Annotated in this window: 14 protein-coding genes; 8 read left to right on the forward strand and 6 right to left on the reverse strand. The window is 60.9% G+C overall.

Annotated elements, in window-relative coordinates:
- Positions 1 to 81 precede the first annotated feature (81 nt).
- Positions 82 to 507, reverse strand: a complete 426-nt coding sequence (locus tag DQG19_RS13010; protein WP_198661743.1) for a four helix bundle protein — start codon at positions 505 to 507, stop codon at positions 82 to 84.
- A gap of 56 nt (positions 508 to 563) precedes the next feature.
- Complete coding sequence (locus DQG19_RS13015; protein WP_116126696.1) at positions 564 to 1,541, reverse strand: ribonucleotide-diphosphate reductase subunit beta; 978 nt, start codon at positions 1,539 to 1,541, stop codon at positions 564 to 566.
- A 1,023-nt stretch (positions 1,542 to 2,564) separates the two neighbouring features.
- Here DQG19_RS13015 and DQG19_RS13020 point away from each other — a divergent pair.
- Positions 2,565 to 3,329 (forward strand): hypothetical protein, encoded by a 765-nt coding sequence (locus tag DQG19_RS13020; RefSeq protein ID WP_116126697.1) that lies wholly within the window; start codon positions 2,565 to 2,567, stop codon positions 3,327 to 3,329.
- Between the two features lie 25 nt (positions 3,330 to 3,354).
- On the opposite strand, the gene DQG19_RS13025 is transcribed toward DQG19_RS13020, so the two are convergent.
- Complete coding sequence (locus tag DQG19_RS13025; RefSeq protein WP_116126698.1) at positions 3,355 to 6,093, reverse strand: CHAT domain-containing protein; 2,739 nt, start codon at positions 6,091 to 6,093, stop codon at positions 3,355 to 3,357.
- A gap of 326 nt (positions 6,094 to 6,419) precedes the next feature.
- Between DQG19_RS13025 and DQG19_RS13030 the strand changes: the two genes are divergently transcribed.
- Positions 6,420 to 7,292: a CHAT domain-containing protein gene (locus tag DQG19_RS13030; protein WP_198661744.1), complete on the forward strand. Its 873-nt coding sequence runs from the start codon at positions 6,420 to 6,422 to the stop codon at positions 7,290 to 7,292.
- Between the two features lie 183 nt (positions 7,293 to 7,475).
- Here DQG19_RS13030 and DQG19_RS13035 read toward each other — a convergent pair whose 3' ends face one another.
- The gene (locus DQG19_RS13035; protein ID WP_116126699.1) at positions 7,476 to 7,808 is read right to left on the reverse strand and encodes a CU044_2847 family protein; all 333 of its coding nucleotides are present in this window, start codon (positions 7,806 to 7,808) and stop codon (positions 7,476 to 7,478) included.
- 669 nt (positions 7,809 to 8,477) lie between these two features.
- On the opposite strand from DQG19_RS13035, the gene DQG19_RS13040 reads away from it, so the two are divergent.
- Complete coding sequence (locus tag DQG19_RS13040) at positions 8,478 to 9,617, forward strand: serine hydrolase domain-containing protein (protein ID WP_116126700.1); 1,140 nt, start codon at positions 8,478 to 8,480, stop codon at positions 9,615 to 9,617.
- A gap of 15 nt (positions 9,618 to 9,632) precedes the next feature.
- On the opposite strand, the gene DQG19_RS13045 is transcribed toward DQG19_RS13040, so the two are convergent.
- Positions 9,633 to 10,760 (reverse strand): alpha/beta hydrolase-fold protein, encoded by a 1,128-nt coding sequence (locus tag DQG19_RS13045; RefSeq protein ID WP_116126701.1) that lies wholly within the window; start codon positions 10,758 to 10,760, stop codon positions 9,633 to 9,635.
- A 149-nt stretch (positions 10,761 to 10,909) separates the two neighbouring features.
- Here DQG19_RS13045 and DQG19_RS13050 point away from each other — a divergent pair, with 149 nt between their 5' ends.
- The 4 genes from DQG19_RS13050 (at position 10,910) to DQG19_RS13065 (ending at position 15,809) form a co-directional block, all read left to right on the forward strand.
- Positions 10,910 to 11,719 carry a hypothetical protein gene (locus DQG19_RS13050; RefSeq protein ID WP_116126702.1) on the forward strand — a complete coding sequence of 270 codons (810 nt, stop codon included), beginning with the start codon at positions 10,910 to 10,912 and terminating at the stop codon, positions 11,717 to 11,719.
- A gap of 165 nt (positions 11,720 to 11,884) precedes the next feature.
- On the forward strand, positions 11,885 to 13,315 hold the full coding sequence (pyk, locus tag DQG19_RS13055; protein ID WP_116126703.1) for a pyruvate kinase: 1,431 nt from the start codon (positions 11,885 to 11,887) through the stop codon (positions 13,313 to 13,315).
- 175 nt (positions 13,316 to 13,490) lie between these two features.
- Positions 13,491 to 15,044 (forward strand): tetratricopeptide repeat protein, encoded by a 1,554-nt coding sequence (locus tag DQG19_RS13060; protein ID WP_116126704.1) that lies wholly within the window; start codon positions 13,491 to 13,493, stop codon positions 15,042 to 15,044.
- A gap of 6 nt (positions 15,045 to 15,050) precedes the next feature.
- Positions 15,051 to 15,809, forward strand: coding sequence for a DUF4292 domain-containing protein (locus tag DQG19_RS13065; protein ID WP_116126705.1), 759 nt, complete (start codon positions 15,051 to 15,053; stop codon positions 15,807 to 15,809).
- A gap of 57 nt (positions 15,810 to 15,866) precedes the next feature.
- Here DQG19_RS13065 and DQG19_RS13070 read toward each other — a convergent pair whose 3' ends face one another.
- On the reverse strand, positions 15,867 to 17,477 hold the full coding sequence (locus DQG19_RS13070; RefSeq protein WP_116126706.1) for a hypothetical protein: 1,611 nt from the start codon (positions 17,475 to 17,477) through the stop codon (positions 15,867 to 15,869).
- Between the two features lie 35 nt (positions 17,478 to 17,512).
- On the opposite strand from DQG19_RS13070, the gene DQG19_RS13075 reads away from it, so the two are divergent.
- Positions 17,513 to 18,037 (forward strand): GNAT family N-acetyltransferase, encoded by a 525-nt coding sequence (locus DQG19_RS13075; RefSeq protein ID WP_116126707.1) that lies wholly within the window; start codon positions 17,513 to 17,515, stop codon positions 18,035 to 18,037.
- The last annotated feature ends 8 nt before the right edge of the window (positions 18,038 to 18,045 follow it).

The following is an 18,045-nucleotide window of genomic DNA, read 5'->3' on the forward strand; positions in this document are numbered from 1 at the left end:
TACCGCACGGCTCTGCTCGCTTCGCTCGTTTTACCGTCGGATGTTTGCCAGGGTTAAATCATGTCATCGCGTCGTGCTATCCTATGGGTGTTTGATTTTAGCTTCCATTGTCCGTACGGTGCGGACGAAGATGCTGATGAGTTGGTTGTTTTCGTCCAGGAGAGCCGCCAGGCGTTCGGCGGCGTACAATTCGGACTGCTGGATGATTTTTAGGTTGATATATGTTTCTCTGAGTTCCTTCAGGACTATGCTGCACTTGTGCCGAAAGTCCTTATCGGATTCCGCGGCCCGAGCTTCTCCGTACAGCAAGGCGGGTGCGCTGCCCGAGCGGAGAATCTGCTTGCCAAAATGCGCGCCGGCGAAACTGCTGGGTAGGTCAGCGGAGAGCCGGACGATCCGGACGGCAAAGTCAATGAGCCGTTGCTCCAGTTGAGCAGACTGCGATTGCGAGGGCTTCACGTTATGCAGGTACATCAGTTGCCCCCCCAAGACGAGCGCAGCGAGCATCCCCGTGCGGCAGCCAAATCAAGAATCGAGAATCGAGAATCACATATCGCATATCATTAGAAGTCTTCATCCAGCGTAAACACCTGCTTGTCGCGGTCGGAGGTGACACCAGCTTTCTGGTATTCGCCGACGCGCTTTTCGAAGAAGTTGGTCTTGCCCTGCAGGTTGATCATGTCCATCCAGGGGAAGGGATTTTCGACCCTCCACACCTTTTCCTGGCCGAGCTCGACGAGCAGGCGGTCGGCGACGTACTCGATGTACTGGCACATCATCTCGGCGTTCATGCCGATGAGGTTGACGGGCAGGGAGTCGCTCACGAACTCCTTCTCGATCTCGACGGCATCCTTGATGATCTTGGTCACCACGCCCTCGCCCAGCTTGTGGACGATGTGGTCGTTGTAGAGCAGGCAGGCGAAGTCGCAGTGCATGCCTTCGTCGCGGCTGATCAGCTCGTTGCTGAAGGTCAGTCCGGGCATCAGGCCCCGCTTCTTGAGCCAGAAGATGGAACAGAACGAGCCGCTGAAGAAGATGCCCTCCACGGCGGCGAAGGCGACGATGCGTTCGGCGAAGCTGCCGTTGTCGATCCAGCGCAGGGCCCATTCGGCCTTCTTCTGTACGCAGGGCATCGTCTCGATGGCGTTAAATAAGTGGTCTTTCTCGGCCCCGTCGCTGATGTAGGTATCGATCAGCAGGCTATAGGTTTCGGAGTGGATGTTCTCCATCATGATCTGGAAGCCGTAGAAAAACTTGGCTTCCGTGTACTGTACCTCGGCCACGAAGTTCTCGGCGAGGTTCTCGTTGACGATGCCGTCGCTGGCGGCGAAGAAGGCCAGCACGTGCTTGATAAAGTAGCGCTCGTTGTCGTTGAGCTTGTTGTTCCAGTCGTTCAGGTCGGCGCTCAGGTCGATCTCCTCGGCGGTCCAGAAACAGGCCTCGTTGTCCTTGTAGTACTTCCAGATGTCGTCGTGCTGGATGGGAAAAAGGACGAAGCGGTTGGGGTTCTCGACCAGGATCGGTTCTTGTTTGGCGTTCATTTCAGGACAGTTTTGCCGGCAGCTAATGCACTCCGGGTGGTTATGTAAGGGCACGCGTGGGTCGGTTCCCGACCGGTACAGTTGGTCGGGAATCGGCGGCACGGGCCGTATCGTTGTGGTTGTCAGTGTACTAAGGCGGCTCCCCTATTGGAAAGACGCCGCCCTAGTCTAAGTGGTATCAGCAAGCCGGAACTCGCGGGAGCAACAACCAAATTGTTGTTTTCCCTCGTATAAGGGCCAAGATAGGGCTCCTGTTGCCCCCCTGCGCACCCCTTTTATCCACAATATGTGGAAAACACAAATCACCGTATTGACTATCAGTTAGTTGCGATGTTAACTCTATTTATCCACAATGTTAATAAGGTTATTCACATTGTGGAAAACGAGGTGTGTTTTCCACACTTACCCGGTGGAAAGGCAGCGGGGGCGCGGCCGCGGGTGCCGTGTTATGTGGAAAATCCACAAATTTTGGTATTTTGGTTTGGTCCGCCGGTTGAATGGCGCGGACGTACCCGGCCTGGTCCTTCCCGGAAGAGCGACAAGCCCTATGGCGTGACGGATAGGGTTCTGCAGCCGTTCCATCAGTACCGCCCGGTCACCCGACGCCCCGCAAGCGGATGGAACCCGATGGCCGGGTCGGCATCCCCAACGAGCGGCCGGCAGGCCGGGCTAACTTCCGGGATCGATCACGGCCCAGGCAACGGGCAAGGTTCAGGACCAGTTCCGGGGTCATTGATCGATTTGGCGGGCGGGTAAACTGACTTTCGCGGAGTAACTTGACAGGCAGGCAAGCGGTTGAGCACCCCACACCGCGGCAAGCCCTGTGCTAAATTTCAGCAGACGAAAGGTTTGCTCCATTATCCCCACAAATGGGTAGCAAAATTCTATAGCAGAAACAGGTTGTAAGAGAGAATTATGTAAGTTACGTTGTGCATTTCCATACCACCGTGCGCTGGTAAAGTGGTCAGAAAATTCCAACTTACCGGCGACTAATCTTCATTGAACAACCACTAGGACATCCTCATGCAAACCAGAACCATCAGTGCTTCCACGATCAAACTCGAAAAGTGGCAAAAACCCAAAAAGATCACCGAGGACGTCGCGCTGGAGCTTTCCGCTTCGGGGCTTCACTGTGTCTGCTTTGATACGACAAAGGAACCCCAGGTGAGGTCCAAACCGGAAGTAACGACCGATCTTCTTTCCACCGTGATTCCCGCCAACCTAAAATGGGTAAAGAATCCCTTCGGCAATACTCCGGAAGCGTACGCGGACCGGGGGTTGGTTCCGGTGCTCAAGGGAAACAAGAGTATCGCGACGTACTTCGTGGACGGCTTTCTAACCGAGGAGGAAAAGAACGAGGCCAGCCAACAGGTCGACGATCTAGCCGTCGCCGACCCCTGTTGCGGCTCGGACGAATACGACGAGAAGGTTACAAGAGGTGGTAATAAACGGGGCGGCGGCAGGACCTGCTCGACCCTATTCTTTCAGTCCGAGGATTCCGAAGTACCACTCACGTTTCACCTCACGCTGAGTGATGTCTGGAACGGCGGCAAATCGCCGGTACGGGGTGAGCTGGACAATGGTATGGATCACTTCCTGATCCCGTCGAAGACACCGGGTAACTCGGTCGTCTGGTTGGCCTTCCCCAGATCTAAGGATCCTAAAGCAAACTTTGAAATGCTTGAAAAGTGGAAAAGAGGCGGACATAAGTTCGCGGCTTTCAGTGGCGCGATGTACACTTCGGATACGCTGAAGATTTCCATTGTGCTAGATGCGGTCCCGGCCTGACCAGACTGACTGACGGCCGGGTTGGTCAACCCTTGACCAGCCCGGCCCAGTTTCCCGGAAACGCGTACCAGGACATCTCCTTGCCACTTATCAAATCCCTTTTGGCCTTGACCAGGGACGAGGAAATACTCTCCCCCCTAAATAAATACTGGTAAAAGCGGGCGTGGACCGTCGCGGAGGCCTTGGCCGGAATCCTCCACAGGGAGTAGACAACGTGTGGAACCCCGATTTGCTGAAAACTTCTTGCAATACTGAAGTTCCCCTCCCCGATCGCCCCACCGCCGACGCCACCCTCGCAGGCGTTCAGGAACACCAGATCTGCCTGACATTTGAGCTCGGCTACGGACGCGCCGTTTAAGCTATCCCCTTTCGCAAAGTGAAGGTAATTCTGGTAAGCACTGAAGCGATCGCCCTGGGCGTGCACCATGATATTGATGATCTTGAAGTGCCGAATGTCCTGCCTGAAAGTAGCCGAACGGCATTCCGCTCCGTCGAAGATCCGACTTCCCGCGGGGGCGTTGGAGAGCTTGTCCTCGACTTCGGCAAAATAGCCCGACAACTCCGGGTGAATCCAACTGCCCACCTTTGCCGAAGCGGGATTGAGAACGGGACGCTGCCGGTTGAGCAATTCGAGCCGCAAGCTCGGCGCGTACGTTACCTCCAGGTCTCGGGCGAGAAAACCGAGGGACCCCCAGTCGGCCGGATCAGGGGCAGGATCACGGACCAGTGCATCCACGGGAAGGCTCCTGAGTGGCCCTTCGGGGACCACCAACAACTGGTTCATCCTGGTAAGTGGGCCGGCCACCGGTCCCAGCACATCGTCAAAAAGCTTGCGGGCCAGCGCCTGGTATTCTGCAACTTTCACCTTCCTGTATCCGCCACCCATCATGGTGAGCAGCGCATCTATGTCGGCAGTGAGCGAGTCGACGGAGGGGGTAGCATAGACGATGACCGTATCCGGATCGACATACTGAGCAAGGAGCCGCTCCTCTCCCTCGGCGAATATGATTGTCGCTTGCTGCCGCCCGCTTCGTTGCCTTAGTTCGGAAATGCTGGGTGGTTCGTCACGTTTGCCACCGTAAATCCCCGCCCCGGCGTGTTGGGCCGAAAGATTAAGTTCCCTGTACCGGGTTTGTAACTCTATGAGCTGATTGCGGTCGCTACGGTTGAGTTGCCCCGTGCGCATTTCCAAATCAGCCAGTAAGTTCATTTGCGTTTGTAAATGAGGCAGGGAATCGAGGCTGGGCGTTAAGTCTGTATCGTCCGAATCCCACAAGCGGTCTTTCAGCAGAAGGAAGGCTTTGGTTTTCTCCAGCGTTCGGAGCATCTGGTCGGCCCGGCCTGGATCGGGACGGTTCCGGTAAGCCAGCCAGGCCGCTTCATTCGCGTTGATAATAATTTTGCGCGTGATGTCTTTGAGTTGAGCGATCGCGGTTTCTTCCTCTCCGGTGGTGAAGAGGTCCTCCCACTCTTGCAGAATGTAATCGAAGATCAGCAACGCATCGTCCAGCGCATCCGTGGCGGCTCCCCTTCTGTACTCCGCCAGTTTTAATCGCCCGTAGTCGGACAATGGATACTTGCAGCTGTAGGAGGGAGAGAGCGTCTTGAGTAAATCCACCACCGGCCGACCCGCCTCCTCCTTGCTGCAACAGCGGTAGAGCACCAATTGCGCTCGGATACTTCGCTGTACAAGGTCCAGGTCCTTCTCTTGTAAACCGTACTGGATGAAGGTCCAGTACGTCTCATCCTGAAGGTGAAAATCAAAGGGCGGAATCTGGTCTTGGAATCGCCGATAATAGTAGAGTACGCTATCGGGATAAAGACCGGCCTGCCGATGAAAATATCCGCGTAACCGATCGGCAAAGCCGAAATTAGGTGTCGCTGAGGGTTGCAGACCAGTCGCCGGCAGTTCCGCTTTGGGCGTCGTCAGCCGGGCCAATTCCTGCTCGAATCGAGCCCGGTCACCGAACCTGCAAAGAATGATGATCTTTTCGCGTTGCGCTTCCCGCCAGCGAATCGAGCCGGCAGCTTGGTACAGGTCTACCGCTTCGGTCATTATCTCGCAGGCCTGATTCAGGAGGTCCTCCCGTTTGAATTCGGGTTGGTTATCCGCGTATTTCTTTAGGGCTAACCCCTCAGCGACGAGCAAGCGAGCGTACTTATCGGGGTATCGTTGTGGCAGATCGTCGAGGATCGTCCTACCCAACCGGGCCGCAGCGGCCTGGGTGGAATACGCATGGTTTTCGATCTGGTGCAGTGCCAGTCCTATCTGGTTCTCTGCCAGGATCGGTTCTGGCGTATCCTCCGTGATCAGGCTAGCCGCCCACCTCTGGTATATCCCCGTGGAATCTTCGTACGCCTGGTGATCAAAGTGCAGCTCGGCCAGCAGATGCATGCACTGGATGACCGTAGTAATGTTTACCGAATCCTGGTGCCGTACCAGCGCGTCAAGCGCTTGCCGGGCCTGTTCCATCGCGGTCGGAAAATCCCCCTCCTGGTAGGTGATCCGGGCCCGGAAATACTGAAGCTCGCCATCCAGGTAGCGGCAGCCGCCATCATCCGATCGCTCACGGTAAGCTGCCAAAAGAGCGGCCGCCTCCGCGAAGCGTTCGTCCACTAAAAGCTGATCGATGCACGGGTTGGCATCCGGGACATCGATCCTGAACGTACCTGGCCCACGGTCCGGCGAGCGCTGCTCCTCACCGGCGCACCCTGACAAGTGGAGAAGCTGCAACAGGAGTGTCAGGAGGGTGAGTAGACGCAAGGCGATCGGGGTTGAGCGTTAGCTAAGATAGTGGAGTTGCCCCGGGGATCAACGACTAGGGACGAACACCTGCGGTGAATCGACCAACGCCGCCGCCTCCCACCCCGATAGATGCCGGCACTCCAATCCCTGACCGAGCAGGGCCAGGCTACCATTATCGCTGGGTCGCAAGGTTACCAATCCGTTCCCCAAGGGATATACACTTCGTAGCCCGGCCCCCCGGTAGTGTACGGGCAGCTATGACCAGATGGAAAGCAATGATTTATATTAGAGCCCTTACCGCTGGTTACCGGAATAGCCTGAACACGTAAAGCACTCACACCACTATGGAAGACATTCGTAAACTCATTCAGCAGGGCAAATTGGGAGAAGCCCTGGATGCCATCCTCTCCTGCCTGGAGGGCAAGAACAGCGGCCTCTACAACACCGCTATCCTGCACAAGGCCTCCTTCAGTAGAATCCAGCGTAGTTCAATGACGGGCACCATTGCGCCCGGGGAAGAAACCATAAACACGAATAGAATAACCCTGGCAGCTCTGTCCCTCCTGACGGAGATGGAACGGGATGGGATCGTATGTGCAACCAATGGCGGGCAGGACAGGAAGAAAGGCCAGGTCAACGACTTCGAGCGGAAGGGCATCAAGATTCTGGTAACCGCCGCTGCCCCCAAGGATCTGAGTAGGCTCCGGCTTGACGAGGAAGTCAAGGGAATCCAGGAGGGCATTCAGATCTCGAAAGAGAGAGACAAGATCAAGCTCGTTCAGCGATGGGCGGTGACCGCCATAAGTTTTCAACAAGCCTTACTTGACGAAGAACCTAACGTCGTCCACTTCAGCGGGCACGGCGAGGAGGACGGGATTTACCTGGAAAACGCCCAGGGGAAATACCAACTGGTCCCGGATGAGGCCCTGGAGGAGCTGTTTGAACTATTTGCTCCTTCCATTGAGTGCGTCGTACTGAATGCCTGCTATTCCGAACACCAGGCCGGACTGATCAGTAAGCATATTCCGTACGTTATTGGCATGAACGAAGCGATACCCGATCAGGCGGCCATCGCCTTCTCGGTGGGTTTTTACCGCGCACTGGGGGCGGGCAGAGATATTCCGTTTGCTTACAAGTCAGGCGTGGTGGCGATTAAGACGCAGGGTATTGAGGGGGGGATAATTCCTCAGTTGATTACGCAAGACGCTAAGCGATAAGATTCATCTTGGATCTATATCATCTCACGATCTTGATTGCGGCGAGATGCCACCGTAGCATAGGCCTGCTGCCCGCAGCAGTCGACGTAATGAATATCCGGGGCGGGGGCGCAGGTGCAAGGTTCTTTCCGGACACCGGCTGCCGGGGTGTGAAGCTTTAGGCGAAGGCTTGCTTCACCCTATTTACGATGTCGCCGAGGTTTTGTCCTTCGTCCAACTCAACTTCAGTACCAGATTTCCCTCCGCGCTGGAGCTGGCAATCACCGCATTGGCTTCCGCCGTAAACTTGATCCCCAATTCCACCGATACCTGATCCGGAGAATCGCTGATCTTCTGCACCTTGTCTACTATCGCATTGCCAACGGACTCAATGAGCCCCAGGGCCTGTTCGAAACGGCCCTGTACCCGTTCTACGGTATCGCTGCCCCTGTCACCGCGGGTCGGGTTGCGTGGGGACTTAGGTACCTCTATCTGGATGGGGCCGTAGTCGGATTGGAAGGTGATGGTTTCTGGCATTTTACTGAGTTTGCGAGTCTGCTGCCGGCCAATACTTCCGCTATACCGTAACGCTACCTGGCCTGCGTCGACTCCTATTCGCTGCACCTTGACGGTCCCGGCAGTTCGCGTAGCACGGCTAAGGGGGACAACAGACCTTCAGTCTCCCGCTACGACTCGCTACTGGTCCGGGGATTTTGCGGTCCGACTCTCGTCAACCTCGCGTACGGTCGGCATAATGTTCGGGTTACCATAAATATAATGAGGTGTATCCAAATATATCCGCCTAAACTAATCCTTCCCAGGACAGAAGCAGTCCGAATTGAAAAGTGGCACCCGCGCCACCTTCGCCGAGATAATTCCATCGGCTTTCAACCTCCTACAAGACGGGTAGTCCGTATTCGCCCGTGGTGGATTAATGACGTCCGCGACCCGAGCGGGTCCGCCCCTCTTAGCGCCCTGGACGCCGGCGCCCGATCCGCCCGGCAATACTTGGAACGGGAGCCGGCAATGGGGTTAAGCGGTAACGGGAGCTAGATCGTTTCACCCCGCAAACCCGACCGATCCGGTACGTGAATCCCGGCTTGTCGGCACCGATACTTTCTTTACAGGACCTGATATAGGGTGGTACAAAGAGTAATCCTCCGTGCTGATTTCCCGGCGCCGGCGTGCAGGAAGTATTTTACCGCCATGAACCGTATTCTCCCCTCCCTCCTAGCGGTACTCTTCAGCACCTGCGCACGCGCCCAGTACTACCCCACCCCCACGGAGTGGGATACCCACACCGCCGCCAAAGCCGGCTTCACCGAGGCCGGACTCGACTCCGTAGTCCAGTTCGCGCGCGACCACGAGTACTCCGGCGCCCGCGACCTGCGCCTGGCCATCCTCGAAGGCTTCCGCCGGGAGCCCGGCCACACCCTGCGCGGCCCCACCAAGGAACGGGGCGGCCCCGCCGGCATGATCCTCAAGGACGGCTACCTCGTCACCGCCTGGGGCGATACCGAGCGGGTCGACATGACCTTCAGCGTCACCAAGAGCTACCTCTCCACCACGGCCGGGCTGGCCCTCGACGACGGATTGATCCGTTCGGTGCAGGACCCGGTCGACGAATATGTCTGGGACGGCACCTTCTCCGGCGACCACAACTCCGCGATCACCTGGGAGCACCTGCTGCAGCAGACCTCCGACTGGTCCGGCACCCTCTTCGGCCTCGAAGACTGGACCGACCGCCCCGCCCCCGACGGAACCTATGACAGCTGGAAGAACCGCGAGCTGCACATACCCGGCACCCACTTCAAGTACAACGACGTGCGCGTCAATATCCTAGCCTACTCCCTGCTGCAGGTCTGGCGGCGGCCCCTGCCCCGGGTGCTGAAGGAGCGGATCATGGACCCCATCGGTGCCAGTACCACCTGGCGCTGGTACGGCTACGACGACAGCTGGGTCGACCTGGATGGCCTGCGGATGCAGTCGGTCAGCGGCGGCGGCCACCACGGCGGCGGTCTTTTCATCAACACCGAGGATCACGCCCGCCTGGGCCTCCTCTTCGCCCGGAAGGGAAAGTGGAACGACGAACAACTTATCTCCGAGCGTTGGGTCGAAATGGTCCGCACCCCCGCCGCGGCCAACGCCAGCTACGGCTACATGTGGTGGCTCAACGCCGGCGACCGCGCCTGGGAAGGAGTGCCCGACCACGTCTACTACGCCGCCGGCTTCGGCGGCAACTTCATCGTCATCGATGAGGAGCGCGACCTGGTCGTCGTCATCCGCTGGCTCGAGCCGGACCGGATCGGCGAATTCATGCGGCGGGTCTACGCGGCCCTCGAGTAAGCCGCCAAGCCCCCCCTATTCGCCACGGGCGGCGATCTGCTCCAGCACCCGCCGGTGGGAGTAGTCCGTACAGTGCCCCTTCATCGGCGCGAACTCGATGACGGCATCGGAGGTCGGGTTGGTGGCCGACTTCAGGTAGGTGTCGAAGTCGCGCATCGCGTTATTTAGGTAGTAGTTGTCCATGTCACCCATCCAGACGTAGATCTTGCCGGCGACCTTAGGTCCGAGTTCCGCCCAGTTTTCCTTCGCCAGCAGTAGCAGGTCGTACTTTTTCCAGTGCTCGACCACGGTAGGATCGATCGTACCGGTGACGCCGTCGTAGGCCGCCAGCGGCTTGCCGTCTTCACCCCGCGGACTGTACAGCGCGTTCCATGCCCCCCACTGTCCGCCTGCGGTCACGTAGGTGCCGTCAGTACCCTCCGCGTTCTCCTCCGCGAATTCATCGCGAATCAGCAGGTTGGGCTCGCCGTAGATGTCGCGGCGGCTGGGGCGCTGCAGTCCGGCCTTGTTGACGAACGCATTGGTGTCGGCGTACATATCGATCAACTGCATGCGGTGGAAGCTGACCGGGTCGGGGCTGTAGGAATAGGTCGCGGCAAATTCGTCGGGATAGAACAGCTGTAGCGCCAGCGACACCCACCCGCCCGTGGAGCAGCCGTCGACGTAGCGCTCCGCCACGCCGCGGGTGCGGTAGCGGGCGTCGATGGCCGGGATGATCTCCTCGATCAGCACGTCGCCGTAGGGACCGCTGCTGGCGGAATTGAGCTGGTAGGAATCGCCGAAGGGGCCGCTGCCGTCCAGGAATACCGTGATGATGCCGGGGGCCACATCGGATGTCCACCAGTCGGCAAACTCCCGGTTACCCATGAGGCGGTTCACGCGGTTGTAGCGCCCCCCGTACCCGGCGACGTTGTAGCGTACGGGGTAGCGGCGGTCGGTAGCGGTCGCGTAGTCGCGCGGCAGCAGGACCGACACCGCCACGGACACGGGCTTGCCCCAAAATTCGGTCAGGGCCGCGCTCTCCAGCCGCAGGGTATCCACCAGGGGGTGGGCGCTTACGCTTGCCGGCTGCGGAAAGACTTGGCTGCGGAGTGTGGCACCGCAAACGGTCAGCAAGGCGAGGAATAGCAGGGTACGGGTCATGAGCGGGGCGGTTTAGCGCGGGCAAGATAGCGGCTGGACCGCGTCGGAGTGCCCGGGACTGCGTACGACATTGCGGGTTGTTCCCGAAAAAACCCCGTACCTGCGCGCCCGCGGCCTAACCTTTTTCCCCCTCCGTGTTTATACACACTATGGATATACGCTTCGTACCCCAGGCCGAGATCGACAAGCAACTCTACAACAGCTGCGTCCACTTCGCCACCAACGGCAGCCTCTACGGATACGACTGGTACCTCAACGCCACGGCCAAGGAGTGGGACCTGCTCGTGGAGGGCGACAACTACGTCACCGCCATGCCCCTGCCCAAGCGCCGCAACTGGCTGGGCCGCACCTACCTCACCCAGCCGCTGCTGGTGCCCGACCTGGCCGTGTACAGCGTCAAGCCCCTGAGCCCCAAACGTATCCAGTCCTTCTGGGATGCCATCCCCGACGACTACCGGGGCGGGGAGCTCACCGTGGAGCCGGCCAGCGTACCGCGGGAGCCCGGCCGCTTCACCGTCAGCACGGCGGAGGGGACTGCGCTCTTCCTCGACCGCCCCTACGAGGAGATCACAGACGACTTTCCCAGCACCTACTACGAACGGCTGGCCCGGGCGGAGGCCGCCGACCTGCTGCCGGTGCCCGTGCTCAAGCCGGAGGCCTTCGCCGACTTCTGGCTGAAGGTCCACGGTACCGGCGGCGACAACGAGTGGCGGTTTCACGCCATGCAGCGCATCATGTACCAAGTACTGCACCGCAGCTGGGGCAACGCCGCCGCCGTACAGACGCGCGACGGTGAACTACTGGCGGTGTCCTTTAATGCCTACAGCCACGGGCGCATCTTCCCGCTGTTCCGGGCCGAAAGCGAGGCGGGCGCGGCCGCGGGTGCCATGACGCTACTGTACGATTCCGTCCTGCGGAGTCACGCCGGGCGCAAGCTCAAGGTGGAGCTGCTTCCCTAGGGACCGACGGGGGGGCCAGGCCCATACAGCGGGAGCGATCGGGGCCTGGCAGGCGGCGGAAATACCTTGCCGCCGCGAAAGACGGGTGGCGTGTCGACCCGTAAGTTCCTACCTTAGCGTATTATTGTACGATATACACTATCCCATAACTTAAGCTACCCTTCCATGACCGACCACCAGAATACCAAGATCGTAGCTACCGTAGGCCCCGCCTGTAACTCCCGCGAGGGTCTCAAGAGCCTGATCGAGGCCGGCGTTGATGTTTTCCGCCTCAATTTCAGCCACGGTAGCCACGAAGACCACAGGAAGGTGGTCGACCACGTCATCGCCCTCAACACGGAACTGGGTACCCACTGCAGCATCATGGCCGACCTGCAGGGCCCCAAATTGCGCGTCGGAAAGATGGAGGGCGACGGACTGGAGCTCAGCGAAGGGCAGGTGATCACGTTCATCAACGAGGAATGCATCGGCAACGCCGAAAAGATCTACATGAGCTACCCCCAGTTCGCCCAAGACGTACGGGTCGGGGAACGCGTGCTGGTCGACGACGGCACCCTGGTATTTGAGGTCGTCGACACCAACGGGATAGATACCGTCAAGCTCAAGGCGCTCTTTCCCGGCAAGCTCAAGTCGAACAAGGGCGTCAACCTGCCCGCTACCAAGATCAGCTTACCCAGCCTGACGGAGAAGGACCTCGAGGACCTGCAGTACATCCTGACGATTCCCGAGATCAACTGGATCGCCCTGAGTTTCGTACGCCAGGCGCAGGACTGTAAGGAACTCCGGTCGCACATCGACCGCGCCGGCCACCAGGCCAAGATCATCTCGAAGATCGAGAAGCCGGAGGCCATCGAGAACCTCGACAAGATCATCAAGCACTCCAACGCCATCATGGTCGCCCGCGGCGACCTCGGCATCGAGATGCCCATGGAGCGGCTGCCGATCATCCAGAAGGAGATCATCCGTAAATGCATCCAGCGGGCCCGCCCCGTCATCGTGGCTACCCAGATGATGGATTCCATGATCACCAACCCCGGCCCTACCCGCGCCGAGGTGACCGACGTAGCCAACGCCGTACTGGACGGTACCGATGCCGTGATGCTGAGCGGCGAGACCAGCGTCGGCCGCCACCCGGCCCTGGTGGTCAAGTGGATGAACAACATTATCGAGGAAGCCGAAAAGATCTACGAGATCGGCGTGCGCCGCCCCAAGGCGAACGACAAGAGCGGCACCTTCGTCAGCGACGTGGTCAGCTCCGCCGCTACCTGGGCCGCCCAGAGCGTCGGCGCCCGTGCCATCACCGGTATGACGCGCTCCGGCTATACGGCCTTCAAGCTGTCGAGCTTCCGCCCCAGCTCCAAGATCTACATCTTCAGCGACATCCCCCAGATGCTGGCTACCCTTAACCTCTGCTGGGGCGTGCGCTGCTACCACTACGACAAGTTCCAGACGACCGACGACACCGTCGACGATATCGTTGACATCCTCAAGTCCAACAACCACGTGCAGGCCGGCGACATGATCGTCAATACCGCCAGCATGCCCCTGGAGAAGCGGGGCCGGATGAATATGATGAAGATCACGGTAGTGGAATAGTACGGTAGTTCTGTAGTTCTGTAGGGGGCAAATGCGGTAGCCGGGGTGCAACCCGCAACCCGTAACCCGTAACCCGTAACCCGCAACCCGCAACCCGCAACCGCCCTCCCCCCCACCCCGCACTACTTGGGTACTCATAACGTTAGTAAGGGGTAAGCCTACTTTCTACTGCCCCATGCGTACCCTGTTCCTATCCGCCTTTCTTTGCTCTTCCGCGCTTGTCTTCGCCCAGGCGGAGATGACCGAACGGGAAGTCAAGCAGGAGGAGCGCTTCATCGAAGCCAAGCGGGAAGCCTTGCTGGGAAAGACCGATGAGGCCATCGCCCGCTTTGAGACCATCGCCGAGGAGGCCCCCGACAACGATCCCGCCCGCTTCGAGCTGGCGCGGCTGCGGTACGCGGCCGGCAATACCGCCGGGGCCATCAAGGCCATGGAGGAAGCCTACGGGCTGCGCCCCAACGACGTGTACGCGGCCTATCTCGCGGAGCTCTACCAGGCGGCCGGCCGGTATACGGATGGAGCGGAGTTGTACGCCAACCTGATCCGGCAAAACCCGTCCTACGCGGAAAATTACCTGCAGCAAGCGGCCTTCCTCGTTCGGGCCCAGGATATCAAGGGCGCCCTCAAGGTGTACGAATCCCTGGAAGCCCGCACCGGTGTCAACGCCGAGCTCTCGCGCCGCAAGCACGCGCTGTACCTCGGGAGCGGCGATACGAAGCGCGCCGAGCGTGAGCTGGAGGCACTGGTCGATGCCTTCCCCGACCGCATCGAGTACCGCCACCTGCTCGCCGGCTTCTACAACAGCCAGGACGATACGAAGAGCGCCCGTCGCGTCTACGAGGAGATCCTGCGCCGGCAGCCCGCCGACGTACGCGCCCAGCTGGCTCTGCAGGACGCCAGTCCCGCCGCCGGCCCGGCCGGCAACGACGACGAATTACTGGCCATCCTGGCCCGCACCGACGTGGACCTCGACCTCAAGGTCGGCAAGCTGCTGCCGCTCATCCAGCAGGTAGCCGCTACCCATGACCGTGCCCTGGCCGACCGCGCCCTGGCGCTGGCCGCCGAGCTGCGCCGCGTCCACCCCGACGCGGCCAAGGCCGCCGCGATCTCCGGTGACCTGTACTACCACTCCGGCCGTTTGGCGGAGGCCGCCACGGCCTACCGCGAGACGCTGGAGCTCGACGATACGGTCTATCCCGTATGGGAACAACTCCTATCTACCCTCTACCTCGACAACCAGATGGCCGACCTGCGCCGCTACGCCGAGGAAGCGCTGGACATCTTTCCGAATCGTCCCTCCGTTTATCTCCACTACGCCCTCGGCGAAGCCTTCCGGGGCGACTACGACGAAGCCGACAACCTGCTCCAGCAGGCGCAGCTGATGGTCAGCGGCGTCCCCGAGGCCGCGGCGGCCCTGGAGGAGATCGCTTCCGCCATTACCCGTCTCCGCGATGGCGGCGACGGTTCCGGCCTCGATACCGACCAGTTTCCCGGCGGTGCGCAGGGGCCCCTCAGTTTTTACCTGCAACAGCGGGCCGACCCCGACCCGGCGGCCCTGACCGCGGCGGACAGCCCCGAAAATACCAACGCCCTGCTGCTGGAGCTGATGGGCGACGCCCGCAGCGCCACCGGCGACCGGGAAGCGGCCACCCGGTTCTATACCCGGGCCCGGGAGGCGGGCAGCAAGTCCTCCACCCTCGCACGCAAGATTTCCCAGCTAAAAAGCTAAGCATACATGCGCCTATATCTGCTGGCCCTCGTGGCCGTACTTACCCTGTCGTACTGCACCCGCAAGACGGGTGGCCCCACGGCCGGCGACGGCACCGCCGTGACAACCAACAAACTGCGCCTGCCCCAGGTACTGCGCTCGATCGACGATAACCGTGCCGCGCCCGAATGGATGAACGCCAAGGCCCGGGTAGACCTCAAAAGCGAGAAACTCTCCATTGGCGGGACGGCCTACATCCGCGTACACCGGGACGAGGCCATCTGGATGAGCGTCAAGAAATTCGGGATCGAGGGCGCGCGGGCGCTCATCCGGCCCGACAGCTTTTTTCTCTTCAACCGGCTGGAGGGCGAATACATCGCCGAGCCGCTGAGCTACGTAGAGGAAAAGTATAAGATCCCCGCCCGCTTCGAACTGCTGCAGGAGATCTTCTTCGGCAACGCCGTATTTCTGACCGACGACCTGGAACTGGGCCGGGCCGAAGGCTCGATCCAGCTGACCGGTCGGAGCCCCGACTTCGCCGTGGACTACCGCTACGATCCCGCCACTTTCCAGCTGTCCTCCATGGAACTCGAGGAGCTAGGGCAGAGCCGTACCCTGAACGTGTCGAATGCCGACTACGGCTCCGTGGAGGGACTGCCCGTAGCCTTCGCCAAGCGCCGGCGTGTCCTGGTAGACGGTGCCTCCGAAGGTGCAGGGCAAATGGACCTGGAGTTTACCGATCTCCGGTTCGAGGGGCCCGTGGACATGCCCTTCAGCTTCCGCTAACCCAGTACAACGCTGCTTCCAGCAGCGAAGTCCCCACTCACTCCCCCTGCAGAAGCACTACAACTCCACCTCCAACGCCCCCGGAAACCGCCGCAGCAAAAAGTCCGCCACTCCCTCCGCCATACGTACCCGGAAGGGCGCGCCCCCGTAGCGCTCCCGCGATACGCGATATACCCGTGCACCAGGTGTCTCCGATGCCGGCCTACCAGGGAAGCAGCTCAGGAGCCCCGCCAGTCCCTCTACCGTACCGGCTTCGGTACAGTCCCCGCCCGTCTCCCATTCGGCATCCGACAGCCCGGCGAAATAGCCCAGCTGCCGCAGCGAATCCCGCACCAGCATCACTTCGGCCGGCGAGAGGAAGGCGCGGGCATTCGGCCCCCGCAGACCGGACACGGCGTCCGCCAGCCGGTAATCGGTCAGCGCGCGGGCGGCGGGGGACGTCAGGGGGAGCAGGGGCACCTCGACCGGTCCGGCGGGGTCATCCGGCGTACGGACACGCGGAGCGTACAGCCGGTAGGGCGCGTTGTCGGCGTCCAGGAAGGCGTTGATCGTAGCCAGTAGTACCTCCCATTCGTAAGCGTAAAACCACGACATCCCCCCGGCTTCAAACGGAGCGTACTGCGGCACGGAACGGTCGATGAGGGTATCCGCCGAGCGGGCTACCCAGTAAAATCGCCCCTCCTCCTCCGCGGGCTCGGCGCGCAATACGAGGGTGGCAAAGCGAGGATCATATTCCTGCAGGTTGCGGAGCAGATCATCGGCAAAATCCATGGGGCCGTCCGGGCGCGGCAGGCTGAGCGTGAAGCGTGGTTCCACGTAGGTGTAGAGCATTTCGTTGTCCACCGCGCCGAGCCGGTCGGGGTGGCGGCGCAGGGAATCAGCGACCAATTCAGGCACCACGCCCCGGAACTGCAGAAAATCGAGGGCCCGGAGGCGGGCGGCGGTGCGCAGGTGCCGGGCCTCCCGTTCCCCGGCGGCGGTTGCGAGGCTGCGGACCAGGATGTAGTCGGGAAAGAGCCGGCCGGTATCCAGCCGGGCAGTGTAGGCCGTCAGGGAGTCGGCGGAGATCAGTTCCGTACGCTGGAGGCCCGCCAGTGTCTGGCGCAGATCGTATCCGAAAACACTACGGCCGGGTGCCACGAGCGTGTCGGTGTACGTGGCATTACCGAAGGGATAGAGGGAGAGACCTTCGCTGCGCGGCGGCAGTTGTCCCCGGGACCGGGCGGCGGCCTCGGCGGCCAGTTCCAGTTGGAAGCCGGGCAGGCGTTGCACGCGGAGGGCTATCTCCCGTTCGAGGGCGGGGGATTGCAGCAGGTCGGCATTGAAGTCGGACCGCTGTTGCCACTCCCGCGCCACCGCCAGCCGTACGCCGATACCCAACCGGTGCAAATAGGCCGAGGAATACGCCTCCTGTAAGAAACCCAACACCTGGCCGGCGGAAATGCTGTCCCCGTAGTCGACCGTACGCACGGCGCGGGGGGTGTAGATCGGCAGCTCGCCGGTGCGCACCAGCTTTTGCAGACTATCGCGGCCGGTGGCGGAAAGCAGCTCTGCGGCGTATAGGCTGTCGGCCAGCCCCACCGCCTCCGGCGGGGTGTAGAACTGCGCATCGGCGGGCTGCGCCAGCAGGAACAGGAAAAGGGGAAACAGGCGGGCGGCTAGCGGCACGGAAACGATCTTTACCGGGCACAAGATACCCCGCGATGGCTCCCCCCGCCGGCGCGCGCCTGCGGCTCCGACGCGCCGTGGTGACCGACGCCCCCTTCTTCCTGACCCTGTTCAACAGCCCCGGCTGGCTCCGGTACATCGGCGACCGGGGGGTATATACCGAAGCGCAGGCCGGGGAGTACATCGTTAGCCGCATCGTGCCCAGCTACGCTACCCCCGGCCACGGCAGCTACGTGGCGGTGCTGACAAAAACGAGGGGGGCTATCGGCTTCGTGGGGGTCTTCCAGCGGGAAGGCCTCGCCGCTCCCGATTTCGGATTCGCCTTTCTTCCGGAGGCGCAGGGGCAGGGCTACGCCCTCGAGGCCGCCCGGACCGTCCTGGCCCGCCCCGCGGTGGCCGCCCTCCGGGAGCTGCTGGCCATCGTGCGCCCCGACAACGTCCGCAGCCGACGATTACTGGAAAAACTTGGCTTCGAGGTGACCGACCGGACATACCCAGCGGGGGATGCGGACCTGCTGGTTTATCGGCGGGAGTCACGGCGACTACCACACCCAACGTAAATTGCAGC

The organism is Lewinella sp. IMCC34183 (genome assembly GCF_003390915.1).
Taxonomy (GTDB): domain Bacteria; phylum Bacteroidota; class Bacteroidia; order Chitinophagales; family Saprospiraceae; genus Neolewinella.